The organism is Massilia niastensis DSM 21313, from assembly GCF_000382345.1.
Taxonomy (GTDB): Bacteria; Pseudomonadota; Gammaproteobacteria; order Burkholderiales; family Burkholderiaceae_D; genus Telluria; species Telluria niastensis.
Window position 1 is genome coordinate 1 of the sequence record NZ_KB908084.1, and the last position, 23875, is coordinate 23875.

General features: G+C 68.7%; 25 protein-coding genes and 1 pseudogene. 14 read left to right on the forward strand and 12 right to left on the reverse strand.

The window, feature by feature from the left end:
* The 6 genes and pseudogenes from H162_RS33925 to H162_RS0106930 form a co-directional block, all read left to right on the forward strand.
* Nucleotides 1–131, forward strand: a pseudogene (locus H162_RS33925) (IS5/IS1182 family transposase); the annotation flags it as partial.
* Nucleotides 132–312: 181 nt separating this feature from the next.
* Nucleotides 313–789, forward strand: coding sequence for a hypothetical protein (locus tag H162_RS0106910; RefSeq protein WP_020652726.1), 477 nt, complete (start codon nucleotides 313–315; stop codon nucleotides 787–789).
* Nucleotides 790–944: 155 nt separating this feature from the next.
* A complete protein-coding gene (locus H162_RS0106915; RefSeq protein WP_020652727.1) occupies nucleotides 945–1847 on the forward strand; it encodes a DUF2167 domain-containing protein in 903 nt (300 codons plus the stop codon).
* A gap of 202 nt (nucleotides 1848–2049) precedes the next feature.
* A complete protein-coding gene (locus H162_RS0106920; protein WP_229451968.1) occupies nucleotides 2050–4524 on the forward strand; it encodes a TonB-dependent receptor plug domain-containing protein in 2475 nt (824 codons plus the stop codon).
* 102 nt (nucleotides 4525–4626) lie between these two features.
* Nucleotides 4627–5049, forward strand: a complete 423-nt coding sequence (locus H162_RS0106925) for an HIT family protein (protein WP_020652729.1) — start codon at nucleotides 4627–4629, stop codon at nucleotides 5047–5049.
* A 312-nt stretch (nucleotides 5050–5361) separates the two neighbouring features.
* Nucleotides 5362–5796, forward strand: coding sequence for a hemerythrin domain-containing protein (locus tag H162_RS0106930; protein ID WP_020652730.1), 435 nt, complete (start codon nucleotides 5362–5364; stop codon nucleotides 5794–5796).
* A 107-nt stretch (nucleotides 5797–5903) separates the two neighbouring features.
* Here the strand turns inward: H162_RS0106930 and H162_RS0106935 are convergent, their stop codons facing one another.
* Nucleotides 5904–6359, reverse strand: a complete 456-nt coding sequence (locus tag H162_RS0106935) for an RrF2 family transcriptional regulator (protein WP_020652731.1) — start codon at nucleotides 6357–6359, stop codon at nucleotides 5904–5906.
* A 147-nt stretch (nucleotides 6360–6506) separates the two neighbouring features.
* Between H162_RS0106935 and H162_RS0106940 the strand changes: the two genes are divergently transcribed.
* Complete coding sequence (locus H162_RS0106940) at nucleotides 6507–7136, forward strand: response regulator transcription factor (protein ID WP_026354336.1); 630 nt, start codon at nucleotides 6507–6509, stop codon at nucleotides 7134–7136.
* Nucleotides 7137–7309: 173 nt separating this feature from the next.
* On the opposite strand, the gene H162_RS0106945 is transcribed toward H162_RS0106940, so the two are convergent.
* From H162_RS0106945 to H162_RS30295, 3 genes are all read right to left on the reverse strand, one after another.
* Nucleotides 7310–8038 carry a response regulator gene (locus tag H162_RS0106945; protein ID WP_020652733.1) on the reverse strand — a complete coding sequence of 243 codons (729 nt, stop codon included), beginning with the start codon at nucleotides 8036–8038 and terminating at the stop codon, nucleotides 7310–7312.
* A gap of 18 nt (nucleotides 8039–8056) precedes the next feature.
* The gene (pdxR, locus tag H162_RS0106950; protein ID WP_020652734.1) at nucleotides 8057–9490 is read right to left on the reverse strand and encodes a MocR-like pyridoxine biosynthesis transcription factor PdxR; all 1434 of its coding nucleotides are present in this window, start codon (nucleotides 9488–9490) and stop codon (nucleotides 8057–8059) included.
* Nucleotides 9491–9688: 198 nt separating this feature from the next.
* On the reverse strand, nucleotides 9689–11059 hold the full coding sequence (locus tag H162_RS30295; RefSeq protein WP_229451969.1) for a sensor histidine kinase: 1371 nt from the start codon (nucleotides 11057–11059) through the stop codon (nucleotides 9689–9691).
* Nucleotides 11060–11241: 182 nt separating this feature from the next.
* Here H162_RS30295 and H162_RS0106960 point away from each other — a divergent pair, with 182 nt between their 5' ends.
* Together H162_RS0106960 and H162_RS0106965 are read left to right on the forward strand one after the other, a co-directional pair.
* Nucleotides 11242–11925: a cytochrome c biogenesis CcdA family protein gene (locus tag H162_RS0106960; RefSeq protein WP_020652736.1), complete on the forward strand. Its 684-nt coding sequence runs from the start codon at nucleotides 11242–11244 to the stop codon at nucleotides 11923–11925.
* A gap of 27 nt (nucleotides 11926–11952) precedes the next feature.
* Nucleotides 11953–12468, forward strand: a complete 516-nt coding sequence (locus tag H162_RS0106965) for a thioredoxin family protein (RefSeq protein WP_020652737.1) — start codon at nucleotides 11953–11955, stop codon at nucleotides 12466–12468.
* A gap of 1 nt (nucleotide 12469) precedes the next feature.
* On the opposite strand, the gene H162_RS0106970 is transcribed toward H162_RS0106965, so the two are convergent.
* Together H162_RS0106970 and H162_RS0106975 are read right to left on the reverse strand one after the other, a co-directional pair.
* Nucleotides 12470–13966 carry an HD domain-containing phosphohydrolase gene (locus H162_RS0106970; protein ID WP_084676951.1) on the reverse strand — a complete coding sequence of 499 codons (1497 nt, stop codon included), beginning with the start codon at nucleotides 13964–13966 and terminating at the stop codon, nucleotides 12470–12472.
* Between the two features lie 93 nt (nucleotides 13967–14059).
* The gene (locus H162_RS0106975) at nucleotides 14060–14518 is read right to left on the reverse strand and encodes a carboxymuconolactone decarboxylase family protein (protein ID WP_020652739.1); all 459 of its coding nucleotides are present in this window, start codon (nucleotides 14516–14518) and stop codon (nucleotides 14060–14062) included.
* Between the two features lie 300 nt (nucleotides 14519–14818).
* Between H162_RS0106975 and H162_RS0106980 the strand changes: the two genes are divergently transcribed.
* From H162_RS0106980 to H162_RS0106995, 4 genes are all read left to right on the forward strand, one after another.
* The gene (locus H162_RS0106980) at nucleotides 14819–15787 is read left to right on the forward strand and encodes an alpha/beta fold hydrolase (protein WP_020652740.1); all 969 of its coding nucleotides are present in this window, start codon (nucleotides 14819–14821) and stop codon (nucleotides 15785–15787) included.
* Nucleotides 15788–15981: 194 nt separating this feature from the next.
* Nucleotides 15982–16755: an alpha/beta fold hydrolase gene (locus H162_RS0106985; RefSeq protein ID WP_020652741.1), complete on the forward strand. Its 774-nt coding sequence runs from the start codon at nucleotides 15982–15984 to the stop codon at nucleotides 16753–16755.
* A gap of 115 nt (nucleotides 16756–16870) precedes the next feature.
* A complete protein-coding gene (locus H162_RS30300; protein WP_020652742.1) occupies nucleotides 16871–17242 on the forward strand; it encodes a MerR family transcriptional regulator in 372 nt (123 codons plus the stop codon).
* A gap of 7 nt (nucleotides 17243–17249) precedes the next feature.
* Nucleotides 17250–18005 (forward strand): SDR family NAD(P)-dependent oxidoreductase, encoded by a 756-nt coding sequence (locus H162_RS0106995; RefSeq protein ID WP_020652743.1) that lies wholly within the window; start codon nucleotides 17250–17252, stop codon nucleotides 18003–18005.
* A 14-nt stretch (nucleotides 18006–18019) separates the two neighbouring features.
* Here the strand turns inward: H162_RS0106995 and H162_RS32560 are convergent, their stop codons facing one another.
* Nucleotides 18020–19675, reverse strand: coding sequence for a PAS domain S-box protein (locus H162_RS32560; RefSeq protein WP_020652744.1), 1656 nt, complete (start codon nucleotides 19673–19675; stop codon nucleotides 18020–18022).
* Nucleotides 19676–19889: 214 nt separating this feature from the next.
* Here H162_RS32560 and H162_RS0107005 point away from each other — a divergent pair, with 214 nt between their 5' ends.
* Nucleotides 19890–20798, forward strand: coding sequence for a PilZ domain-containing protein (locus tag H162_RS0107005; RefSeq protein ID WP_156885500.1), 909 nt, complete (start codon nucleotides 19890–19892; stop codon nucleotides 20796–20798).
* A gap of 35 nt (nucleotides 20799–20833) precedes the next feature.
* Here H162_RS0107005 and H162_RS0107010 read toward each other — a convergent pair whose 3' ends face one another.
* Genes H162_RS0107010 through fliS form a run of 5 tightly spaced genes read right to left on the reverse strand, consistent with a single transcriptional unit; the run spans nucleotide 20834 to nucleotide 23864 of the window.
* Nucleotides 20834–21583: a flagellar brake protein gene (locus tag H162_RS0107010; protein WP_020652746.1), complete on the reverse strand. Its 750-nt coding sequence runs from the start codon at nucleotides 21581–21583 to the stop codon at nucleotides 20834–20836.
* Complete coding sequence (locus H162_RS0107015; protein WP_040786761.1) at nucleotides 21576–21935, reverse strand: EscU/YscU/HrcU family type III secretion system export apparatus switch protein; 360 nt, start codon at nucleotides 21933–21935, stop codon at nucleotides 21576–21578. Before H162_RS0107015 ends, H162_RS0107010 begins: the two co-directional genes overlap by 8 nt.
* Nucleotides 21922–23061, reverse strand: coding sequence for a flagellar hook-length control protein FliK (gene fliK, locus H162_RS0107020; protein ID WP_020652748.1), 1140 nt, complete (start codon nucleotides 23059–23061; stop codon nucleotides 21922–21924). The genes H162_RS0107015 and fliK overlap by 14 nt, the downstream gene beginning before the upstream one ends.
* An 18-nt stretch (nucleotides 23062–23079) precedes the next feature.
* The gene (locus H162_RS0107025) at nucleotides 23080–23409 is read right to left on the reverse strand and encodes a flagellar protein FliT (RefSeq protein ID WP_026354337.1); all 330 of its coding nucleotides are present in this window, start codon (nucleotides 23407–23409) and stop codon (nucleotides 23080–23082) included.
* Entirely contained in the window at nucleotides 23409–23864 is a 456-nt protein-coding gene (gene fliS, locus H162_RS0107030) for a flagellar export chaperone FliS (protein WP_020652750.1), read from the reverse strand. Before fliS ends, H162_RS0107025 begins: the two co-directional genes overlap by 1 nt.
* Nucleotides 23865–23875: the final 11 nt, after the last annotated feature.

Consider the following 23875-nt stretch of genomic DNA (forward strand, 5'->3'; position numbering starts at 1 on the left):
TCCGTCATCGGAAGACACGGTACCGCGGGCTGGCGAAGAACACTGCACAGCTGTTCACCTTGTTTGCCTTTGCCAATCTGGTGCTTGCCGGCCGTACCTTTGGGAGCGCTCGCGCCCGAACTCCGTCCTGAATGGGGAAACGCGTGCCGCGACACGCCGAAACCTGCTCGGCAGCGTCGAATAGACGCAAAAAATAGCTGATTTCGGCGCTCGTCTCTGCCGGCACCGGTTTGTCGCACCGGCGCGAAGGAAACCTTATTTATTCAGCGCTTCCTTAATGTAAGAACCATCTCGCTTTCTCTGGCTGCGGCTTTGACAGCGCCGGCGGCGTGGAGCATCACCGTTTTTGAAGACAGGGCGCCAAGCGGCGCGCACTACCGCCAGAACGCCGGTGAGCCGGTCTGCACCGTGACTAACCTGGTCGTAAGCTGCACCGGAACCCAGATCGCCGGCGTCGGCAACAATGATGCGGATGTGAGGCTGACAGTGAGTTATTCAGCGACTGTGCAGTGCAGGAACCGTGGGGGCCAGATCGTCGAGGTGAAGACGCAATCCACGAGCTCGACGCCGGCCCCCGACGACACGACCGAGCTCAGGAACGGAACACTGGTGGTGGCCGCCTTCAGTGCGCAGAATGTCCCTTCGAACCAGGCTTTCGAAAACCTGGCTGTCTGCCCCAACGGGAACTGGACCAAGGTGTTGCTGGGCACTCCCAGGGTGACCAGTTTTACCTACACGCTGACCTTCCAGGGCTATACGGCGCCCGCCATTACCGTGACCGGACCCTGACGGCATGCGCCGCCGGGCCACCCGGACTTCCCGGCGAGAGTGCCTTTGCATTCATTAACGCAACATTGTGTCTCCTTTGGGGGAAGTGTGACAAAGAGTGAGTAATATTGCATTTCCGTTGTGTAAGATGGCTTTCCCTTGAACCGGAAACCTCTATGCAAAGACTAGTCGCCGCGCTCCTGCTGTGCCTGAGCTTCGGGCTGGCGTGCGCCCAGACCGGCGTGCAACCGGTGGCGTCCGGGCAGGCGGCGGAGGAGTTGCTGGCTTCGCTCAGGTTCCAGCGCGGCGGCATCACCTTGCCGGGCGCCGTGGCGACGCTCGACCTGCCCGCTTCCTTCCGCTACCTGGCGCCTGCCGACACCGCGCGCCTGCTGGAGCAGGGCTGGGGCAATCCGCCAGGATTGCGCACCCTGGGCATGATCGTTCCCTCCGGCGCCAGCCCGCTGGGCGCCGGCGGCTGGGGCGTCGTGATCACCTACGACCCGGGCGGCCACGTCCTGGAAGGCGATGCCGCCGGCATCGACTACGCCATGCTGCTGGAAGCGATCAAGGAAAGCATGGCGCAGGAAAACCGGGTGCGCAGGAAGCAGGGCTATCCGGCCATGACCCTGGTCGGCTGGGCCGAGCGCCCGTACTACGATGCGGCCGGGCACAAGCTCTACTGGGCCAAGGAATTGCATACCGAAGGGGCGCCGGTGAATGGGCTCAACTACAGCGTCCGGGTGCTGGGGCGGGACGGCGTCCTGGTCCTCAACGCGGTGGCCGGCATCGGCCAGCTCGAGCAGGTCCGGAGCGAGATGCGCAAGGTGGCGGCGTTCACCCACTTCACTCCCGGGCGCCGCTACGCCGATTTCCATCCCGGCGCCGACCGGGTGGCCGGCTACGGCATCGCCGCGCTGGTCACGGGCGGCGTCGCCGCCAGGCTGGGCCTGTCGGACAAGCTGCCGGCCCTGGCCACGCCGCTCGCGGCCATCCTGCTGGCGCTGGCGACGCTGGTCCTGGTGTCGCTGGCCTGGCAGCTGTTCCGGCGCGGACGCGGGCTCAGCCTGGGCCGCTGACGGCGGCGTCGCCCGCGCGTAGGCTGCGCAGCTTACGCCAGCCTGACGTTGTCATCATTGTTGTAAATATCCTGCAAGCAATTCATTATGAATTGACATCTCCAATCGTGCCCAGCAGTATTAATTTGCTATTGTCGCCCTGGAAACTCCGGGGCGGCTGGCGCCAACAACAACAAGAGGAAAAACGAAGATGCAGAAAAGAGTGACGCAACGAACCGCCATGGCCCTCGCGATCGCATCGCTGTTCGCAGGGACTGCCCAGGCACAGGAAGCGGCGGCCGCACCGGAAAGCGCCGCCGCCACCGTCGTGGTGACCGGCACCCGGGTGGCCAACCGCACCGCGCTCGATACCGCGGCCCCGGTCGACATCATCTCGTCCGAGACCCTGAAGAACGCCGGCACCACCGAGATGAACCAGGCGCTGTCGGTCGCGCTGCCCTCGCTGAACTTCCCGCGTCCCGCGATCACCGACGGCACCGACACCATCCGTCCCGCCACCCTGCGCGGCATGGCGCCCGACCAGACCCTGGTGCTGGTCAACTCGAAGCGCCGCCACGCCTCCTCGCTGGTCAACGTCAACGGTTCGGTCGGACGCGGCTCGGCCGCGGTCGACCTGAACACCATCCCGACCGCCATCGTGAAGAGCATCGAAGTGCTGCGCGACGGCGCCGCCGCCCAGTACGGCTCGGACGCGATCTCCGGCGTGGTCAACCTGCGCCTGCGCACCGACCGCACGGGCGGCGAGGCCAGCGTCACCTATGGCGCGCGCAAGACCGAATACGAGCTGTGGAACGACGTGGCGCCCGTCGGCGCCACCTGGAGCGCGCCGTCTTCGCGCGAGCGCACCGACGGCCAGACCGCGACCGTCAGCGTCTGGAAGGGCCTGGCCCTGGGCGAGACCGGCTACCTGACCCTGGCCGCCGAATACCGCGACCAGCACCGCACCGAACGCAGCGGCTACGACATGCGCCAGCAGTACCCGCGCGTGAACGGCGCCTTCGACCCGCGCGAGAACACGATCAACCGCTTCAACGCCTGGTATGGCGAGCCGGAGACGGAACAGGCCACCCTGTTCGCGAACGCCGGCAACGACCTGGGCGGCGGCGTCAAGGTCTACGGCTGGGCCAGCTACCAGAACCGCGACGCGCGTTCGGGCGGCTTCTTCCGTCCGGCCCAGGACGTGCGCAACATCATCTCGATCTATCCGGACGGCTTCCTGCCGATCATCGCCCCGACCGTGAACGACTTCGCCCTCACCGGCGGCGTCACCTGGCGCCTGGGCGAGTGGGACATGGACGCCTCGCTCGGCTACGGCAAGAACAAGATGGAATTCGAGATCCAGAACACGCTGAACCGCTCGATCGGCCCGACCAGCAAGACCGTGTTCGACGCCGGCGGCTTCTCGTACGACCAGACCGTGTTCAACCTGACCGGCGTGCGCCAGTTCGAGGTCGGCCTGGCGTCGCCGCTCAACGTGGCGGTCGGCGCGGAAGCGCGCCGCGAAGGCTACGAGCTGTTCGCCGGCGAACCCGATTCCTACCGCTACGGCGGCCAGGTGCTGGCCAACGGCACGCCGGCCGCGCCGGGCGCCCAGGTATTCCCGGGCTTCCGTCCCGCCAACGAAGTCGACACCAGCCGCAACGCGGTTGGCGCCTTCGTCGACGTCGAAGCGAACATCACGCCGCAGCTGCTGGCCTCGGCCGCGGTGCGCGCCGAGCGCTATTCCGACTTCGGCAACAGCCTGGCCGGCAAGCTGTCCGCGCGCTATGACTTCACCCCGGCCTTCGCGCTGCGTGGCGCGGTCCAGAACGGCTTCCGCGCGCCTTCGCCGCAGCAGCAGAACTTCACCGCGACCTCGACCAACTTCATCAACGGCGTGCCGTTCGAGATCACCACCTTCAAGCCGAGCGATCCGGTGGCCGTCGCCCTCGGCGCCACGCCGCTCGACGCCGAAGAGTCGATCAACTACTCGCTCGGCGCGGTGATGCGCCTGGGCGCGGTCAACGTCACCGTCGACGCCTACCGGATCGACATCGACGACCGCATCATCCTGTCCGAGAACCTGACCCAGGCCAACGTGCGCAACTACATCGCGTCGCAGGGCTTCGTCGGCGTGGGCGGCGGGCGCTTCTTCATCAACGGCGTCGACACCACCACCAAGGGTGTCGACGTGGTGATCAACTGGCCGTACAACGCGGGCGCGGCGGGCCGCTTCGACGTCACCCTGGCCGGCAACTTCACCGAGACCGAAGTGACCAAGGTGCCACAGACGGCCCAGCTGGCGGCGCTGAATCCGGCGCCGATCCTGTTCGACCGCCTGAACGTGCTGGCGCTGGAGAAAGGCCAGCCGAGGAACAAGATCAGCGCCAACCTGAACTGGAAGCTGGGACAGTGGGGCGCCACCTTGCGCGCCACCCGCTACGGCAAGGTGCTGACGCCTGGCACCACGGCGGCCTTCGACTACGAGCACGGCGCCAAGACCCTGGTCGACATCGAGGCGCGCTTCGCGCTGAGCTCGAAGCTGAGCCTGGCGCTGGGCGCGGACAACGTGTTCGACCAGTATCCGGAAACCCTGCCGCCGGCGCTGAACACGACCGGCAACACGCCGTTCTCGAACTACGCGCCGTTCGGACGCTCGGGCCGCTTCATCTACGCCCGCGCCACCTACGGGTTCTAGGCAGTACCGCGCGCGGGCTTGCCGGCCCGCGCGCCGCCGCCATCGACCCGGCCGCGCGGGACGCTAGAATCCATCATGCAGTCACAACCATGAGGACGAACGATGACCTACGATTCCCAGAACCCGTTTGCCAGGATCCTGCGCGGCGAATTGCCTTCCATCCGGCTGTATGAGGATGAGCTGACCGTGGCGATCATGGACATCATGCCCCAGGCCGAGGGCCATGTGCTCATCCTGCCGAAGGAAGGGGCCGTCGAAATCATGGAACTGTCCGACGAGAGCGCCGCGGCGTGCATCCGCACCGCGCGGCGCCTGGCGACGGCGGTGAAAGCCGCGCTGCAGCCGCCGGGTATCATGATTGCCCAGTTCAATGGACGCGCAGCAGGGCAGACCGTCCCCCATGTCCATTTTCACGTGGTCCCGCGTCACCAGGCCGAGGCGCTGAAACCGCATTCCGCCGTTCCCGCCGACCCCGAGCGGCTGCGCGCGGTCGCGGACCGCATCATCGCCGCCTTGCCCGACTGATCGCAGCGCAGCGGCCATCGACCCTCCTCATTTGGCATTCAGGGTCAGGTCTGTCATTCGGACACCGAGCGAGCACCTTTGCTCTCTCTCAAAATACTGGTTTGTTTATTCCAAACCCGTCAATGCGCGGCTCGTATCTGTCACCGAAACCCGCGCATCACGGAGAACGTCGGGAAGAGGGGAAAAGTCTCGGCATGCTTAAAGCCATTCTGAGATTTCGCAAGGGTTGTGCGTCCATGTCCGAATGACAGACCTGACCCCGAACACCACCTCTCGCGCGGTCGCGGAGCGGATCATCGCCGCCTTGCCGGATTGAGCGCCCACCGTCCACGCTTCCATGGCCTTTGCCTTAAAACAAGCATCCTCGACGCCATCGCCGGCCTGCGCGCCAGCACCCAGGCTGGCATTGCCGGGAACGCGGACGAGATCGCGGCCCGGATCGTCGCGATGAGCGGCGTGATCAAGCTGCACCTGGCGGTGGAGGACAGCGTGCTGTATCCGGCGCTGGCCAGGGGCGGGGCGCGCCTGGCGCGCATGAGCCAGGCGTACCAGAACGAGATGCGCGGCATCGTGGCCGACTACATGGAATTCGCGGGGCGCTGGAACCTGGCCAGCCGCCTGGCGGCCGCGCCGGAACAGTTCCGGGCCGACGCCAACCGCGTGCTCAGGACGGTGTACGAGCGCATCCGCCGCGAGGATGCCGAGTTCTATCCGGCCATCGAGGCCGGGAGCCATATGTCTGCTTGACGTAGGGTGGACAGCTTGCTGTCCACGCGGTGATGGTTATCGGCCCGGATATCGGGCTCGATGATCTCGCTTGCAACTATCATGCGTGGGCAGCAAAGCCGCCCACACTACGCGGCCTTCTTGCGGTGCAGGGTGACGGTGACGGGCAGGTCGCGCGGCGCCGGTTCCGGCAGCAGCGAGGCCAGGGTGTGGCGGTCGAGTTCGGCGAGGTAGGCGCTCGTGGCGTCGCCGAGGACGCCCTTCAGGCGGCAGGACTTGACCAGGCCGCAGGGCGAGCCGGCCGGGTCGAAGCACTCGGCCATGTAGAAGTCGCTCTCGCTCATGCGCACCACGGCGCCGATGTTGATGTCCTCGGGCTCATGAGCCAGGCGGAAGCCGCCGTTGCGGCCGCGGATGGTCTCGATCACGCCGTTGCGCGCAAGCTCGTTGACCACCTTCATCAGGTGGTTCTTCGAGATATTGTGCAGGTCCGCGATTTCCTGGATCGTCACGAGGCGACCCCGGTTGCTGCCCAGGTGCAGGAGGGTACGCAGCGTGTAGTCGGTGAAAGAGGTCAGGCGCATGGTCGGCCAAGTATAACGCATTCACCCTGGGGCGGCCGGCGGCGGCGCAGCCGCATTTTTTACATGTCTTAACTTGCCGGGGCGGGTCCGCGGTTTCAAGATGATGAGCGGGTAACAAGCCCGACGCCGTCAATTCAGGAGTAGACCATGCAAACGATTCAATCCGCCGTCCATATCATGCACGCCGATCCGGTGATGACTGCCGGACTGCATGCCATCCTAGCCGAACGGCCCGAATTGCGAGTCACCACCCATCTGTCCCAGCCGGAAGCGCAGCGTGTCGCGCGCGTGCTGGTCGCCGACTATGATTCCGGCATCGCGCTGGCCCGCCAGCCGGTGCCGGATGCCTTCCGCCATCCGGGCGTGCTGATCGTCACCCAGCTCGACAAGGAGTGGGAAGTGCGCATCGCCATGGATGCCGGGGTGCACGGCTATGTGCTGCAGTCGTGCAGCCCGGACGAGCTGCAGAAAGCCGTGACCGCGCTGTCCCAGGGCCAGCGCTACCTGAGCGAATCGGTCACCCGCAGCGTGGCCGATAGCCTGAGCCGCGAAACCCTGACCGGCCGCGAAACCGACGTGCTCCAGCTGCTGGCCCAGGGCTGCTGCAACAAGTCGATCGCGCGCAAGCTGGGCATCGGGGTCGGCACCGTGAAGACCCACGTCAAGGGCGTGATGAGCAAGCTGGACGCGACCGCGCGCACCCATGCGGTGGTGGTCGCCACCCAGCGCGGCCTGATCCGCCCGGGCAGCGGCGTCCATCCCGCCACCTATTCCTGAAGCCGGGAAACCGGCGCCGCTCCGGCCTTGCCGGTGCGGCGGCCGGAACCAGTTGTCGGGAGACCGGCGCGGCGGTTCGACCGCGCCGGAGCACCGCCGCAGCGGCCAGGACCAGCGGTCCCGCCGTGCCTCCGGCCTGGCGGGCGCGTGCCCGCTCCAGCCTTCCGCTTCCTTCAGCGCGCCGTCACGGCGCAGGAAAACACATAGCCTTCGTAGCGCAGCGTCTTGATGTAGCGCGGCTCGCGCGCATCGTCGCGCAGGCGCTGGCGCAGGCGGCTGACCAGCAGGTCGATCGAACGGTCGAAGATGTCGGCGTCGCGCCCCTGGGTCAGCTGGAGCAGCTGGTCGCGCGTGAGCACGCGCTGCGGATGGTCGAGGAAGGCGCGCAGCAGCCGGTATTCGGCGCCGGTCAGCGCGACCACGGTGTCCTCGGTGTCGAGCAGGTGGCGCGCCACCGTGTCCAGGCGCCAGTCGCCGAACGAGAGCACGGTGGCCTGTTCCGTCAATTCCATGTTGGGCGGCAGCATGCGCGCGCGGCGCAGCACGGCGCGCACCCGCGCCAGCAATTCGCGCGCCGCGAACGGCTTGGCGAGGTAGTCGTCGGCGCCCATCTCGAGGCCGAGGATGCGGTCGGCTTCGTCCGAGCGCGCGGTCAGCATCAGCACCGGGATGCGCTTGTGCGGCCCGGCGCGCAGGTCGCGGCACAGGGCCAGTCCATCCTCGCCGGGCAGCATCAGGTCGAGCACCACCAGGTCCACCGGATGATTGTCGAGCACGTCGCGCATCTGGCGCCCGTTGCCGACGGCGGTGGCGTGCACGCCGTTGCGTTCCAGGTAGCTGACCAGCAGTTCGCGGATTTCGCGGTCGTCGTCGACGATCAGGATATGGTCGGCTTGTTCCATCGCTCGTTTCCCGCCAGGTCAGTCGTAGGGCGCCTGCATGTCGAGCGCCTGCGCCACGCGACGCGCCAGTTCCCCGGCCTGGGCCGGGCTGGTGACATTGGTAAAGCTTAACAGCAATGCGCCACGCTCGGGTGGACCGGCATAGAAATCGGCCAGCGCCATCGGCGCCAGGCCGTGCTCGCGCAGGCGCTCGGCCATGGCGCGGTCGGCCCCCGGCGCCACCCGGGCCACCAGGTGCAGCCCGCCGGCCTGCGGCGCGATCTCGGCGCGGCTGCCCAGGGCCGCGGCGAGCGCGCGCGCGGTGTAGTCGCGGCGCTCGGCGTACAGCCGGCGCATGGCCTGGATATGGCGCACGAAGTGGCCGTCCTGCATGAAATCGCACACGATGCCCTGGGTCAGCGCCGGGCTGCCGTTGCTGACCAGGCTGGCCGCGTCCTCGAAGCGCTCGACCAGCGAGGTCGGCACCACCACGTAGGACAGGCGCAGGGCCGGGAACATCACCTTGCTGAAGCTGCCGCAGTACACGACCCGTTCGCCCCGGTCCATGCTGGCCAGGGCCGGCAGCGGCCGTCCGGTGTAGCGGAATTCGCCGTCGTAGTCGTCCTCGACGACCCAGGCGCCGGTGGCCTGGGCCCAGTCGAGCAGCGCCTGGCGGCGTGCCGGGCTCATCGTGATGGTCAGCGGGCTCTGGTGCGCCGGCGTCACCACCGCCATGCGCGCGTCCGGGGCCAGCGCCGCGCCGCGCGCGATGTCGATCCCGTGCTCGTCGACCGGCACCGGCACCGGTCCGAAGCCCAGTCCCTTCAGCACCTGGCGGGTCGGCGGAAAGCCGGGATCCTCGGTCCAGGCGCGCTCGCCCGGCGCCAGCAGCGCGCGCGCGACCAGCCCGAGCGCGTCGCGGTAGCCGGACGTGATGAATACCTGGCAAGGCATGCAGTCGATCCCGCGCGACAGCTGCAGGTAGCTGGCGATCGCGGTGCGCAGGCTGGAGGCGCCGAACGCCGAATCCTTGACCAGGTGGCGGGTCTGCAGGGAGCGCGCGGCGCGCGCGGCCATGCGCGCCCACACCTTGCGCGGGAAGGCGTCCAGGGCCGGCAGTCCCAGCTGGAAGGGCAGGGGCGCGATCGCGCCGCCGACGTCGAGCGGCAGCGGGCGCACCCGCGGCGTCATCGGGGCGCGCGGCGTCGAGGCGTGGCGTGCGGCGATCACCGAGCCGGCCGCGCCGCGCACCTCGAGGTAGCCTTCCGCCGACAGCAGCGCATAGGCGGCCGCCACGGTGCCGCGCGCCAGGCCGAGTTCCTGGGCCAGCACGCGCGTGGCCGGGATACGGTCGCCCGGCCGCAGTACGCCGGTATCGACCGCCTCGCGCACCCGGGCGTAGATTTGCCGGTACAGGGGAACCGGGCTGGCAGCGTCAAATGACAGGTAGTCGCGGGCCGCGAAGTCTTGCATCGAAACGTCTCCTTCTTGAGCGGCGATTATGCACGCAGGCTGTACTGTAAATATAGTGCGCACAAGAAACTCACCCCTTGGCTCAGGCAAAAAGTCACAATTTGGTTCGTCATGGCCCAGCCGGGATGCGCCTGGCTTCCCTCCTTGGGGTGAAGCCGGCTCCGCGCCGCGCCGCATGCCTGCCCGGGCAGGCGGCGTTCAGGCGCCATGCGCCGCCTCCTTCGCCGCGGGCGACAGGCGCAGACGCGCTTCCAGGCCGCCTTCGGGGCGGTTGTGCAGGCTGAGCGAGGCGCCCATGGCCTCGCTCAGCTGGCGCGCGATCGCCAGTCCCAGGCCGGTGCCGCCGCTGTCGCGGCTGCGCGAGCCCTCGACCCGGTGGAAGGGCGCGAACACCGCTTCCAGCTGGTCTTCCGGAATGCCCGGGCCGTCGTCGCGCACCGTGACCGCGATCCCGCCGTCGGGCAGCGCCTGCGCGTCCACCTCGGCGCTGCCGCCGTAGCGCAGCGCGTTGTCGACCACGTTGGTCAGCACCCGGCGCAGCGCCTGCGGGGCGGCGCGCACCACCAGGCCGCGGCGCGGCCCGACCGTCACGGGCTTGCCGGCGGCCGCGTAGTCGTCGCCCAGGGTGCCCAGCACGTCGTCCAGGCTCAGCGCCAGCGGGGTTTCCGCGGTGCCGTGCATGCTGCGCGCGTAGTCCAGTCCCTCGCGCACCATGCCCTCCATCTCGATCAGGTTGCGCTCCAGCCGTTCGCGGGTGGGCTCGTCGTCGCCGAGCAGGTCGACCGCCAGGCGCATGCGCGTGATCGGCGTCTGCAGGTCGTGCGACACCGCCGCCAGGATCTGCATGCGTTCCGCGGTGTGGGCGGCGATGCGGCGCTGCATGGCGTTGAAGGCGGTGGCGGCGCGCGCCACTTCGAGCGGCCCGTGTTCCGGCAGCTGGGCGGCGCGCAGTGCGGGACCGAAGGCGTCGGCCGCCGCCGCCAGGCGCGCCAGCGGGCGGGTGGCGAGGCGCACGCTCAGCCAGCACAGCAGCGCCAGCAGCACCAGCTGGAGCAGCAGGGCCGGCACCAGCCAGCTGGAGAGCGGCAGGCCGCGCGGGCGCAGCTCGATCGTCAGCGGCATGCCGTCGCGCAGCTGCAGCGCCACCTGCAGCGGCCCGCCGGGCGTGCGCACCGCGCTGGCGCGCAGGGCGTAGTGGCTGCCGAGCGCCTGTTCGATCGAGGCCACCAGCATGGCCGGCAGGCCGCCGGCCGGCGCGCTGCCCGGCGCCGGCGGCGCCAGCACCAGCCGGTAGCTGCGCCGCTCCAGCTGGCCCAGCCAGTCGGCGCGCTCGGCGGCCGGCAGGCGGTCGAGCAGGGCGACCGAGGTGGCCAGGTCCTGCTCCATGAAGTTCAGCATCAGGCCGGTGGTGGCGTCGCGCCGCTCGGACATGATCACCACGAAGCTCAGCGCGTGGGCCAGCACCAGGGCGCCCACCAGCAGCGCCACCAGGCGCCCGGACAGGGTGCGCGGCGACAGGCGGCCCAGTGCCTGCATGAGGTGCGAAAGGCCAAACGAAGAGGGTGACATGGCGTTCTCCAGCGGGTTCGAGCCGACGTTATAGCCCAACTTTACGGCGCGATTGTGTCCTTGTGTATCCGTCCCATGGCGCGACACATGCGCTTACGCCGGCGTGGCGATGCTGACATTCGCCAGACACACCAGGCGGGTCAAATGGCGCCATCCGATAACAAACCCCAAGGAATCAGACCATGTCCACACCGTTCGAAGCCCCGCTGGCCGTGCTGGCCGGCGTACTCACCATCGCTTCCCCCTGTGTGTTGCCGATGCTGCCGCTGCTGCTCGGCACCAAGGTCACCGAAGGCGGGCGCGCGCGGCCCCTGTTCGTGATCGCCGGCTTCGTCCTGGCCTTCTCGAGCGCGGGCCTGCTGCTGGCGCTGGCCTCCGGCGCCGACGTGCTGCAGGACAGCGTGCGCACCATCGCGCTGGCCATGCTGGGCGCCACCGGCGTGCTGCGCCTGTGGCCCGCGCTGTACGACCGCCTGGCGGCGGCCGCGATGGCCCTGATGCCGGCGGCCGGCGGCGCCGTGTCGCAGGCGCGCCCCGGCAACGCCGGCGGCTTCCTGCTCGGCCTGACCCTGGGCGCGGTGTGGACGCCGTGCGCGGGCCCGGTGCTGGCCTCGATCCTGGCCCTGGTGGCGCAGTCGCGCGACCTGGACCGCGCCGCCATCCTGCTGGCCCTGTATGCGGCCGGCGCCGCGCTGCCGATGCTCCTGATCGCCCATGGCGGCCGGGCGGCTGCCGGCCGCCTGCGCTGGCTGACCGCGCCGCTGGTGCAGCGCGGCTTCGGCGCGCTGGTGCTGGCTACCGCGATCGCCATGTATTTCCACTACGACGTCCGCGTGGCCGCCTGGCTGAGCGGCGCCCCATTCTGACCCTGAAAGGACAGCATCATGAACCTTATGAACACCATCAAGACCCTGGTCATCGCCGGCGCGGCCGTCGCCGGCCTGGCCCAGGCGGCGCCGCTGAAGGACTACGGCGCGGCGCCGGAATTCACCGGCATCAACAACTGGCTCAACAGCGCCCCGCTGAAGCAGCAGGACCTGCGCGGCAAGGTGGTGCTGGTCGACTTCTGGACCTACACCTGCATCAACTGCATCCGCACGATGCCCTACGTGAAGGCCTGGCATGCGCGCTACAAGGACCAGGGCCTGGTCGTGGTCGGCGTGCACACCCCGGAATACGCCTTCGAACGCTCGACCGAGAACGTGAAGGCCGCCATCGCCCGCTTCGGCATCACCTACCCGGTGGCCCAGGACAACCGCTATGCGACCTGGCAGGCCTACCAGAACCAGTACTGGCCGGCGGTCTACCTGATCGACAAGAAGGGCCGCGTCGTGTACCAGCACTTCGGCGAAGGCGCCTACAAGGAGACCGAGGAGGTGATCCGGACGCTGCTGGCGCAGCCGGGCTGACCTAGATCAGGCCGAGGGTCAGCGCCTTCAGCGTGGCGGCCGCCCGCGTCGAGCACTCCAGCTTGCGGAAGATGCTCTCGACGTGGGTGCGCACCGTGCTCGGGCTGATCCGCATGGCGCGCGCCGCTTCCTTGTTGCTCTCGCCTACGCTGATCCTCTGCAGCACCTCGATCTCGCGCGCCGACAGGGTCGTGCGCGCACGCACCGGGGCCGGCTGGGCGCCGGCCGCCGCCGCGGCCACCGCGGCCACCGCCGCGCGGTCGAAGCGCCCGCCCGTCACCTGGGCCTCCAGCAGGGCGCTGGCGGCGCCGTGGTCGTGGGCCGCGCGCCACGGGCGCGGCGAGCGCAGCGCCACGAAGGCCGCGGCGGCGGCCAGCAGGCGCTGGGGCAGGCCGAGCGTGTCCGGGCCGAGGCTGCGGAAATAGCCGCTGCCGTCCAGCCGCTCGTACACGTGCGAGGCCAGCGCGGCGTCCGCGCCCAGGCCCGCGATGCGCGCCCCCGCGCGCGCGGTCCAGTAGGGCACCAGGCGCACCGCTTCCCAGTCGGCCGCACTGAGCTTGCCGCGACGTTCCCACACCGTATTCGACACGGCCGCGCGGCCGATGCCGTGCAGCAGGGCGGCGCGCGCCAGGCTGCGCTGCTGCACCTCGGGCAGGCCGGCCAGGGCCGCCGCCTGCTGGGCCAGCGCGGCCACGCGGCGCGAATAGCCGGCCAGCCAGGGCAGCTTCAGTTCGATCATGTCGGCCACCAGGGTCAGCGGGACCGAGACCGGCAGGAAGGAGGGCGCATCGGCTTCCCCGGCTTCCCCGGCATCGTGCTCGAGTTCGTCCAGCCAGGCGCGCGCATGCTCCGGCAGCAGGCGCACCAGCGCGGCCGGATACTTGGCGTCGGCCATCCCGGCGATCATGCCGAGGGCGGCGTCGACGCCGTGGGCGCGCGCCAGGATCTCGAAGTCGCCAGCCAGGGTCACGTAGAACACCAGTTCGGGAATCTCCGGCCCGCGCAGGCCGAGCGGAATCCCGCCGCCGCCGTATTGCTCGAACACGTGGCGCAGCCCCAGCTCGACCGCGGCCGGCAGGCCCATCATGGCCGCGATGTCGCCCGAGACCTCGCAATGCACCTGGGCCAGCGGCGCGATGTTGTCCAGGCGCCGCGCCATGCCGGGCGACAGGGTATGGGTCAGCATCGCATTGCGGCCGCCGACGTCGTCGCCCAGCAGCTCGGCGAAGCCGGCCGCGTTGGCGGTGCAGCCCGACCAGCGCAGCTGCGCCACCATGCGCGCATGCTGGCAGGTGGCGGCGTCGGCGCCGGCGGCGCGCGCGATGCGCAGCGCCAGGCGGGCGCCCCGTTCCGACTGGTCGATCGGCTGGCCCATGCTGAGATCGCCGACGATGGCGAGCGCCTGCATGGCCTGGTCCAGGGTGACCGTGTCGTGGCCGTGCAGGTCGGAAAAGGAAGGCGGCAAGGAAGTGGAATGCACCTGCGGTCCTGCCTCCATCAGGGCACCGCGGCGCGCAGCTTGATGGACTTGGGCATGGGTTTCCTCACATTCTCAGGGGATGGCGCGCCGCACCGCGGCGCGCTTCGGCAATTACATGCCCGGGGCAGGCTGCTCCGGGATCTGGTTGCGCAGGCTCAGGTTGATCGCGTTCCAGCCCCGGATGGCGGCGATAGTATAGCCAAGTTCGGCAATCTCGGCGTCGCTGAAGTGCTCGCGCAGGGCCGGCCAGGCGGCGTCGGTATCGTCGCGCTGCGGCAGCGCGTTGACGGCGTCGGCCCAGGCCAGCGCGGCGCGTTCGCGCTCGCTGAAGAACGGCGCTTCGCGCCAGGCGGAGAGTGCATTCAGGTGGCGCGGATCGGCGCCCTGCTTGACCAGGTCGCGCCAGTGCATGTCGACGCACATGCCGCAACCGTTGACTTGCGAAACGCGCAGGTGGATGAGTTCGACCAGGCGCTCGCCGAGCGCGCCCTTCTTGTTGACCGTCGACAGGTTGACCAGGGCTTTCAGGTTGGCCGGCGCCAGGGTGAACAGGGGGATACGTGCGGACATGATGTGTTCCTTTCAGGTGGGGGAGGGCGCTGGTTGCGTCCTGCATGCCGATAAGACGACCCTGGATGCCGGGATGTGACACGCGGCATCAAGACTCCTGCGATTTTTTCCGATCCCTGCCAAAGGAAAGAGCCGGGCGCTAGCACTTTGGTGGGATGCGGGACACTGCCACAGGCGGAATAGCCCCAGCCGGGGGCCGGAAGTACAGTAGGTACTGCTTCGGGCGCCGTTTCCGCGAAAGGGCCGGCCGTGCGCCGGCCACCTTCGCAGGACCGATAACACAACAACCAAGGAATGATCATGTCGAAACAACACCCGCAAGATGTCAGCCTGCCGCGCCGCGCCGCCATGCTGGGAGGCGCCGGCGCCGCCCTCGCGCTGCCGATGGCGAGCCTCACGGGCGAGGCGGTCGCCGCCAGCGCCAAGGGCGCGACCAACCGCACCGCCAGCACCTTCACCACCCGCGATGGCGTGCAGATCTACTACAAGGACTGGGGCAAGGGCCAGCCGATCGTGTTCTGCCACGGCTGGCCGCTCAGTTCGGACAGCTGGGAATCCCAGATGTTCCACGTGGCGAACAACGGCTTCCGCGCCATCGCCCACGACCGCCGCGGCCACGGCCGCTCCAGCCAGCCATGGTCGGGCAACGACATGGACCATTACGCCGATGACCTGGCCCAGCTGATCGAGATGCTGGACCTGAAGAACATCTTCCTGATCGGTTTCTCGACCGGAGGCGGGGAGGTGGCGCGCTACATCGGCCGCCATGGCACCGCGCGGGTCGCGAAGATCGGGCTGGTGGCGGCGGTGCCGCCGCTGATGCTCAAGACCGCGGACAATCCGGGCGGCCTGCCGCGCGACGTGTTCGACGGCATCCGCGCCGCCCACGTGGCGAACCGCGCCCAGCTGTTCATCGACGTGCCGAGCGGTCCGTTCTTCGGCTTCAATCGCCCGGGCGCCAAGCCGTCGCAGGGACTGATCCAGTCCTGGACCATGCAGGGCCTGATGGGCGGCGCCAAGAACACCTATGACTCGATCGAGGCGTTCTCCGCCACCGACTTCCGCAGCGACCTGAAGAAATTCGACAAGCCGACCCTGATCATCCACGGCGCCGACGACCAGGTGGTGCCGGTCGACGTGGGCGGACGGGCCTCGGCCAAGCTGCTCCCGAAAGCCAAGTACATCGAATATCCCGGCGCGCCCCACGGCCTGACCGACACCCACAAGGACAAGGTGAACGAAGACATCCTCGCCTTCGCGCGCGCCTGAGCGGCGGCCGCGCGACCGAACCGTCCTCCATGTCCGCGCGCGCTTGCGCGGACTTTGCGCGTGCCCCGCGGCGCGCGCATTTTTTTGCCCCTGTCCGCAACACAGGCCCGCGGGGTCGGTCGATCGACCGATACCCGTCTGGCAAGCCCCTTCCTATACTTCCTTCACACCAACCAAGCATGAAGGAGAACCCCATGTCCGCACTGAAGACCACCCTGCGTTCCCTGGCCGTCGCGGCCGCAGTTGCCACACTCGCCGCCGGCGCCGCCCACGCCGCACCGGCCGCCCAGCCCTCGGTCGTGATCGTCCACGGCGCCTTCGCCGACGGCTCCGACTGGGCCCGGGTGATCCCGCTGCTGCAGGCGAAGGGCGTGAAGGTGACCGCGATCCAGAATCCGCTGACCTCGCTGAAGGACGACGTCGACGCCGCGCGCCGCGTGATCGACAGCCAGACCGGCAAGGTGGTCCTGGTCGGCCACTCGTGGGGCGGCACCGTGATCACCGAGGCCGGCCAGCACGACAAGGTGGCCAGCCTGGTGTACGTCGCCGCGTTCGCGCCGGACGCGGGCCAGTCGACCATGGAGGTGGGCAAGGGCTACCCGGTGGCGCCGGGCGCCGCCAAGCTGGCTCCGGGCAAGGACGGCTTCATCAGCCTGCCGGACGACGTGATGCGCGAGGACTTCGCCCAGGACGTGCCGGCCGCCCAGGCGGCAGTGATGGCCGCGACCCAGGGACCGATCCGCGCCAGCGCCTTCGGCGAGAAGGTCGGCGGCGCGGCCTGGAAGACCAGGCCGTCGTGGTACATCGCCGCCGCCAGGGACCGCATGATCGACCCGGGCCTGCAGCGCGCCCTGGCGAAGAAGATCGGCGCCCGCACGGTCGAACTGGACGCCAGCCACGTGCCGCAGCAGTCGCGTCCCGCCGACGTGGCGAAGGTGATCCTCGAGGCCGTCGCAGCCGCCAGGTAAACGGCGGCGCCGCGCCGCCCGATGTCACATCCGGCCCGCGCCGCTCGTCTTCTTCGCACAGGCTTGACATTGCCACTAGCGTCAAGCCGCGACAATCGATGAAAAGGAGTGACGCATGCGCATAGGCGCCTTAGCGCAGGCCACGGCGGTCAGCACGCGGATCCTGCGCCATTACGAAGCGCAGGGCCTGATCGTGTCGCGGCGCTGCCCCAACGGCTACCGCGAGTTCGATCCCGCCACGCAGGAGCAGGTGCTCTGGATCCGCGACCTGCTCGACTGCGGTTTCAGCACCCGCCAGATCGCCGGCATGATGGACTGCCTGCGCGGCGGCTACGACGCCGGCAGCTGCGCCGCCGGACTGGCCCTGCACCGGCGCAAGCTGGACGAGCTCGACGCCCTGATCGGGGTGCTGAGCGAGCGCCGGGAGCGGCTGCGCAGCCGGATCGCGCATTTCGGGCGTCACGCCTCCCCGTCAACCATCGAGTGAGGAAAGCATGAATCAAGATTTCACCGGACAAGTCGTCCTGATCACCGGCGGCGGCGCCGGCATCGGCCAGGCCGCCGCGCTGCGCTTCGCCCGCGCCGGAGCGCGCGTGGTCGTGACCGGGCGCCGCGAAGCGCCGCTGCGCGAACTGGCCGCGCGCCATGACGGCATCGACTGGCTGGTCGCCGACGCCGGCGCGCCGGAAGACGCGGCGCGCACCGTCGCCGCCGTGATCGAACGCTGGGGCAGGCTGGACGTGCTGGTCAACAATGCCGGCGCCGGCGCGATCCTGCCGCTGCCCGACGCCGACGCCGCGCGGATCCGCCGCATCTTCGATGTCAACGTGGTCGGCCCGTCGCTGCTGGCCAGCGCGGCGCTGCCGCACCTGCGCGCGACCCGCGGCGCGATCGTCAACGTATCCTCGACCTTCGGCCACAAGGCCGGCGCCATGCTGTCTCACTATGGCGCCAGCAAGGCCGCGCTCGAGCACATGACGCGCTGCTGGGCGCTGGAGCTGGCCGCCGACGGCATTCGCGTCAACGCCATCGCGGCCGGGCCGACCGAGACCGACTTCCTGGCCGAGCGCATGGGACTGTCGGACCAGCAGATCGCCGCCGTCAAGGAACAGGAAACGCGCAGCATCCCGCTGGGACGGCGCGGCGTGCCGGACGACGTGGCCGGGATGCTGGTGGCGCTGGCCTCGCGCGACGGCGGCTGGGTCACCGGCCAGGTGCTGGCGGTCGACGGCGGACTGAATATCGCCTGAGTCGAGAACCTGTCTCAGCAGGACGCCGCGCGGATCAGCCACTGGCCGTCGGTGAACATGGCGGCGCGGTTCTTGCCCGCGTTCTTGGCCATGTACATGGCGATGTCGGCGCGCGACAGCAGGGCGTCGGCGCTGTCGCCTTCGGCGTGGAAGGCCACGCCGATGCTGGCGCCGACCTCGGTGCGGCCGGCCACCACCGCATAGGGCTGGGCGGCGGCGCTCAGGATCTTCTGCGCCACCTGGTCGGCGTCGATGCGGGCATTGCTCACGTGGTCGAGCATGACCACGAACTCGTCGCCCGCCAGGCGCGCGACCAGGTCGGTGCGCCGCACCGAGTGGCCCAGGCGCTGGCCGAATTCGATCAGCACGGCGTCGCCCGCCTCGTGCCCGCACAGGTCGTTGACCGCCTTGAAACCGTCCAGGTCGATGAACAGCAGCACCAGCGGACGATCGCTCTCGCGCTGCACCCCCTCGATGGCGCGCTGCAGCCTTCCCATGAATTCATAGCGGTTCGGCAGGCGGGTGAGGAAATCGTGGGTGGCCTGGTAATGCATCTGCTCGCTCATCCGGCGCTGTTCCGACACATCGCGCAGGAAGGCGTGGAAGTAGCGCTCGCCCCGGTGCTGCATGGTGCCGACCGTGAATTCGACCAGGATTTCCTGTCCATCCTTGCGCAGCGCCGGCACTTCGACCCGTTTCGTCGCGCCCTCCTGGCCGCTGGCCAGGAACCTCGCCACGCCGTCCAGGTGGCCCTGGCGCAGGCGCTCCGGCGGCAGCAGGTCGACCATCGGCCGGCCGATCGCTTCCCGGGCCGACCAGCCGAAGGTGGTTTCGGCCTGCTTGTTCCATTCGGTGATGATGCCGTCCTGGGTCATCGCGAGGAAGGCGTCGTTGGCGTTGTCGATCAGGAGCCGGATCTTTTCTTCCTGGCTGCGCAGCCGTTCCTCGTTCTCGATCTGGGTGGTGACGTCGCGCACCGAGCAGTACAGCAGCCCGTGGCCGTCCGCGCGCGAACTCCATTCGAACCAGCGGTAGCCGCCCGCCGCGTGCCGGTAGCGGTTGCGAAAACCCGTGGAGATGCCGGCCGCGCGCGCCGCTTCGATGGCCTCGCGGGTGCGCGCGACGTCGTCGGGGTGCACCAGGTCGGAGTACGGCCGCGACGTCAGTTCCTCGGGCGCCCAGCCCAGCACCTCGGTCCAGGCCGGGTTCACCTGCAGGAAGTAACCCTGGGTGTTGGCGATGGCCAGCAGGTCGGGCGACAGCGTGAAGAAGGCTTCGCGGTCCTCGACCGCGTTCTTCTGGGCGGTGATGTCGATCACCTGCGCGATGAAGCAGTCGGGTCGGCCTTCGTCGTCGCGGCCGAGCGAGACCGTCAGCAGGCCCCAGACCGTGTGGCCGTCGCCATGGCGGTAGCGCTTTTCCAGGTTATACGATTCGATCTCGCCGGCCAGGACCTTGTTCGCCAGCCACAGGTCGCCCTCGACGTCGGCGGGGTGGGTGATGTCCTGGAAGGTCTTGCCCAGCAGTTCGCCGCGCGAATAGCCGAGGATGCGGCAGAGTGCCGGATTGACTTCGAGCCAGTTGCCATGCAGGCCTACCAGCGCCATGCCGACCGCGGAGTGGGCGAAGGCAGTGAAGAAGAAGTGGGTATTCGACGAGCGAGTTGGCATTGGTCAACAGCAAGTGAGTTCCTGCCAGTGTAGCGCAAATATAAGTAGATGAGATATCTATTATTGCTAAATCGTCTACTGTTGGTTTTCCGCACGGCCAATTCGATACAAGACAGGCACGATGTCAATACACATATTAATGTCTATTGCTTTAGATCATTGCGTATGCGAATATCCTTGCACTGCGGCCAAGGACGGGGATGTTCTTTAGGATTTGGCGGCAAGTCAATCCGGTGATCACATGCCCAAATTTATTTATCTCTCCGAACAAGAGGTGCACATCGGGGCCGTGCTTCCGTGGCCGATCTATTTGCGCTCGGGAGAATTGCTGGCGCCTGCGGGATACCTGGTGGAGAGCCAGGACATCCGCAATCGCTTGCTGGAAAAACGACCGGTGCGTGCGTCCTTGCCCGGCGACCGCAGCATCGCCGCGACCCTCGTCGACGGCGAGGAGGCGATGGCCCGGACACAGCGTGACCCGATCACGCACCTGAAGCACAACGCCGAAGGAACGACGCTGAGCTTCAAGCTGCCGGGCGACTTCGAACAGCGCAGCGAACAGGTCGAATTCATCGGCCGCATTCCGATGCAGACCCTGATCGTTTCCGCGCCGCCGCTGAGGCTGGGGAACGGGCAGGTCTGGAACGATTTCGAAGGCTTGCCGATGGCGGTGCAGGTCATCTTCGGCCGCAACCTGTGCCTCTTCAAGACCGCGCTGATGCGCTACGCTTCCCTGCCGAGCCCGCACATCTTCCTGCGTTACCCGCAGGATGTGGTGACCAAGCCCTTCCGCCAGGCGCTGCGGGTCGATTCCCGTATTCCGGCCGTCCTGACGGTGGAGGACGATCATACGATCCCGGCGGTGATCATCAACCTCTCCGGGAGTGGCTGCGCGATCGCCACCAATTTCGTACTGGGACAAATCGGTTCCAAGATGAAAGCTGCTTTCCGTCTCAAGATCGGTGGCCAGAATCACCTCCTGACGGTCTTGTGCGTGATTCGCAGCATCAAGGGCAAGCTGTCGCAGCAGATGCGCTACGGGATCGAATTCGATAGCGCCAACGATGCGGCGACCATGCTGTTGATCAAGTCGTTCGTCTACGAACACCTGGCCGAGCGCTGAGACGATGTGCCGGCGTGCGCCGGCATGCTGCCTGCTCAGGCCAGGCCGGCCAGGCGCGCGTTGCGCTCGCGTTCGAGCTTGGTGATGTAGCGCTGCACGCCGGCCAGGGCGCCGCGCGAGATGTCGACGAACTGGCAGCCCAGGCGGCGGTTGGTCTTGTTGTTCAGCAGCGTCATGTCCAGCGAATTGCGGACCTGCAGCGAGGTCGTGATGGGACCGATCTCGGGCAGTTCGATGCGGCAGTTTTCATAGACCTCGCCGATCGTCGTGCCGAGCTGGAGCTTGTTGTCGAGGATGGAGATGCCGCCCACGCTGATGTCGTGCAGCGGGAACACGCCCATGCCGCCGCCGGCCGCCGGCGACACCGGGACCAGGGCGCGCACCGGGTTGCTCACCGGAGTGGGCATGCGGTAGAACTCGCGCCGCTGCAGGCGGATCAGGGTGGCGGGGATGTCGGCGCGCAGCGCGGCGCCGCCCCGGTAGCTGGTCTCGCCCAGGCCTTCGGCGGCGAACAGGATGCGGATCTTGTCGAGCGAGGTTTCGCACATCACGCGCCCGGCGGCGATGATGCGATCGTTCTGGGCGCGGTCGATCGAGCGGTCGAGCACGAAGCTGTCGCCGTCGTCGTCGACTTCGAGGATCGAGGTGACGCAGACATCGGTCTCGCCCTTGACGAGCATGCGGATCAGCTGGTTCTTCTCGCCGATCTGGCGCAGCAGGGAAACGATCTCGCGCCGCGATCCCACCTCGTAGTCGTGCCAGTTTTCCAGTTCTGCTTCATTCATTGCTGTTTTCCGTTCTTGCCGCTGTATTTTTATCGAGGTGTGCGGTCGGATCGGGCGGAGCGGGCGGGACCTCTCCATGTTGTTGAGCCGACTCAATATGATATAACCATGCCAACAGTTCCGCAATCACGCGGTAGAGGGCGGGCGGAATCTCGCGGTCGAGGTCGACCTGCATCAGCAGGGCCACCAGTTCCTTCGATTCGTGCACGAAGACGCCGGCTTCCCCGGCGCGGCGCATGATCTGCTCCGCCACCAGGCCCTGGCCCTTGGCCACCACCCTGGGCGCGGCATCGTCGCCGCCATAGGCCAGCGCCACGGCGCTCTGGCGCCGCTTGCCTTCATTCCCAGGCATCGCCATCCCTGGCGGCGCGCACGTCGAAGCTGGCCAGGCGGGTGCCGGCCGCGCCGAGCGCCTCCTCCAGCTGCGGCGCGTGGCGGCGCAGCTGGCTCGCGCTGGCGTGGCTGCCGGTCGATAAGCGCAGCTGGAGGGTGTCGCCGGCCAGGCTGATGTTCGCCTCGAGTTCGCCCAGTGCCGGGAAGCGCAGGCGCAGGCGGCTGAGCCAGGCGGGCTGGCCGTCTTCCTGCTTCGTGTCGCCGCCGGCCTCGCGCTGCACATCCCATTCCATCGGCTGGCCCGGCCACAGCTGGCCCTGCCACGTCAGCTGGGCCTGTTCCTGGGTGGCCAGCTGCAGGCTGATGAACTGTGCGGTGGCGGGGTCCAGGGCCACCGGCCGCGCGCCTTCGCGCGCCGCCTGCTGCTGCGGCTCGGCCGCCAGCTCGGCCAGCGGGCGTCCGCCCTGGGCCCATTCGGCCACATGCGATTCGTAGAACAAGCCGCTCTTGACAAGTGTTTGCTGGAGCCCGGCCGCGATCGCGCCGGCATCCGCGCCGGGCGCGCCGACCACGGGCGCGCGGCCGACCAGGGAGCCCAGGGGGGCATCCGCCTTCAGGGCGGCGGCGAGCACGCCGCCGATCGCCTTGCCGGCAGGGCTGAGGGTGGTGTGCCGGGCTTCGGCCCCGGCCAGCAGGACCCCGGCGCCCGCCGCCGCGCTCTGCGCCAGCAGCGCCTGCGCGCGTCCGGCCGCCCCGAGCTGCTGCGCCGACCCGCCTTCGCGGTAGGCGAGGGGCGCCTTGCCGGGATCGGCGCCGTCCGGCAGCGGCGGGCCGGCTTCGCTGAAGGCGGGAGTGGCCTGGCCGCCGACCTGGAAGGTGGCGCGCGGCTGCAGCGACACCAGGGTCAGGGGCACGTCGGCGCCGACCTGGGCGCCCGGGGGCAGCTGCATGCGGGCCGCGATGTCGGCGACCTTGACGACGAAGCTGCCGTCGGTGAGGCGGGCCAGCACCTGGCCGTGGACCGCCTTGCCGAGCAGGGGCGCGAGCGCGCGCTGGAAGGCCTGCTGGCGCGGGTCGGCGAGCTGCTCGGCCCCCTGGAACGGCGCGGCGCGCGTGACGGCTGATACGAGCTCGCGCGGCAGCATGGGTCAGCCCGGTCCGGGCTAGACGCCGTAGGCGCGCGCGACGCGGCGTTCGGTCGTGGTGTTGCTGATCAGGGCCGACAGGCGCGCCATCCACGGCGTGGTCAGGTCGCGGATCTGGCGATCGGCGTCGAGCATGCGGCGGATCGCGTTGACCTTGCGCAGGCGCTCCTGGCCGGCGAGCGGCTGGGCGTCTTCGTTTTCCTTCAGGCGGCGCACGCAGTCGGCGCAGGCCTGTTCCAGCTCGACCATGCGATCCCAGTCGTTGGCGGTGGCGGCGTCGAGCATCTGGTCGGTGATCCCGACCATGGTCTCATATACGGAAACAACTTCCTGTCCGGTCATCTTCATCATGCGTTCACCAGGGTCGGGGTCTTCGGCATCGCCGGGGCGGCTTGGGGAACCGGCTGCCCGGACTTCTCGCCGATGCTGAGCCAGGCTTCGCGCAGGTCCGACAGCAGGCCATGGACTTCCTCGATGCCCGCGACATCGTTCTTGATGTTCGCCTGCAGCAGGCGGCGGCTCATGTAGTCGTACAGGGCGTCGAGGTTGTGGGCGATGTCGCCGCCCGCATTCTTGTCGAGCGAGGCGCGCAGGCCGTTGTCGATGATCGTGATCGCCTTCGAGATCGCGGCGCCCTTGGCGGCCACGTTGCTCGACTTCATATTGCTGATCGCGCTCAGCAGCGCGACCATCGCGCCGTCGTACAGCATGATGATCAGTTTATGGGGCGAAGCGGCCGCGACGCCGGTTTCGAGACCGACATTCGCATAGGCGTTGACGCCGCGTTTCATGCTTCCGAACATGGTGTTCTCCA

Coding starts and splice junctions, on each gene's coding strand:
- H162_RS0106915 (WP_020652727.1), top strand. CDS start 945: ATGCAAAGACTAGTCGCCGCGCTCCTGCTGTGCCTGAGCTTCGGGCTG.
- H162_RS0106925 (WP_020652729.1), top strand. CDS start 4,627: ATGACCTACGATTCCCAGAACCCGTTTGCCAGGATCCTGCGCGGCGAA.
- H162_RS0106935 (WP_020652731.1), bottom strand. CDS start 6,359: ATGCGCCTGACCTCTTTCACCGACTACACGCTGCGTACCCTCCTGCAC.
- H162_RS0106940 (WP_026354336.1), top strand. CDS start 6,507: ATGCAAACGATTCAATCCGCCGTCCATATCATGCACGCCGATCCGGTG.
- H162_RS0106945 (WP_020652733.1), bottom strand. CDS start 8,038: ATGGAACAAGCCGACCATATCCTGATCGTCGACGACGACCGCGAAATC.
- pdxR (WP_020652734.1), bottom strand. CDS start 9,490: ATGCAAGACTTCGCGGCCCGCGACTACCTGTCATTTGACGCTGCCAGC.
- H162_RS30295 (WP_229451969.1), bottom strand. CDS start 11,059: ATGTCACCCTCTTCGTTTGGCCTTTCGCACCTCATGCAGGCACTGGGC.
- H162_RS0106960 (WP_020652736.1), top strand. CDS start 11,242: ATGTCCACACCGTTCGAAGCCCCGCTGGCCGTGCTGGCCGGCGTACTC.
- H162_RS0106965 (WP_020652737.1), top strand. CDS start 11,953: ATGAACACCATCAAGACCCTGGTCATCGCCGGCGCGGCCGTCGCCGGC.
- H162_RS0106970 (WP_084676951.1), bottom strand. CDS start 13,966: ATGGAGGCAGGACCGCAGGTGCATTCCACTTCCTTGCCGCCTTCCTTT.
- H162_RS0106975 (WP_020652739.1), bottom strand. CDS start 14,518: ATGTCCGCACGTATCCCCCTGTTCACCCTGGCGCCGGCCAACCTGAAA.
- H162_RS0106980 (WP_020652740.1), top strand. CDS start 14,819: ATGTCGAAACAACACCCGCAAGATGTCAGCCTGCCGCGCCGCGCCGCC.
- H162_RS0106985 (WP_020652741.1), top strand. CDS start 15,982: ATGTCCGCACTGAAGACCACCCTGCGTTCCCTGGCCGTCGCGGCCGCA.
- H162_RS30300 (WP_020652742.1), top strand. CDS start 16,871: ATGCGCATAGGCGCCTTAGCGCAGGCCACGGCGGTCAGCACGCGGATC.
- H162_RS0106995 (WP_020652743.1), top strand. CDS start 17,250: ATGAATCAAGATTTCACCGGACAAGTCGTCCTGATCACCGGCGGCGGC.
- H162_RS32560 (WP_020652744.1), bottom strand. CDS start 19,675: ATGCCAACTCGCTCGTCGAATACCCACTTCTTCTTCACTGCCTTCGCC.
- H162_RS0107010 (WP_020652746.1), bottom strand. CDS start 21,583: ATGAATGAAGCAGAACTGGAAAACTGGCACGACTACGAGGTGGGATCG.
- H162_RS0107015 (WP_040786761.1), bottom strand. CDS start 21,935: ATGCCTGGGAATGAAGGCAAGCGGCGCCAGAGCGCCGTGGCGCTGGCC.
- fliK (WP_020652748.1), bottom strand. CDS start 23,061: ATGCTGCCGCGCGAGCTCGTATCAGCCGTCACGCGCGCCGCGCCGTTC.
- H162_RS0107025 (WP_026354337.1), bottom strand. CDS start 23,409: ATGAAGATGACCGGACAGGAAGTTGTTTCCGTATATGAGACCATGGTC.
- fliS (WP_020652750.1), bottom strand. CDS start 23,864: ATGTTCGGAAGCATGAAACGCGGCGTCAACGCCTATGCGAATGTCGGT.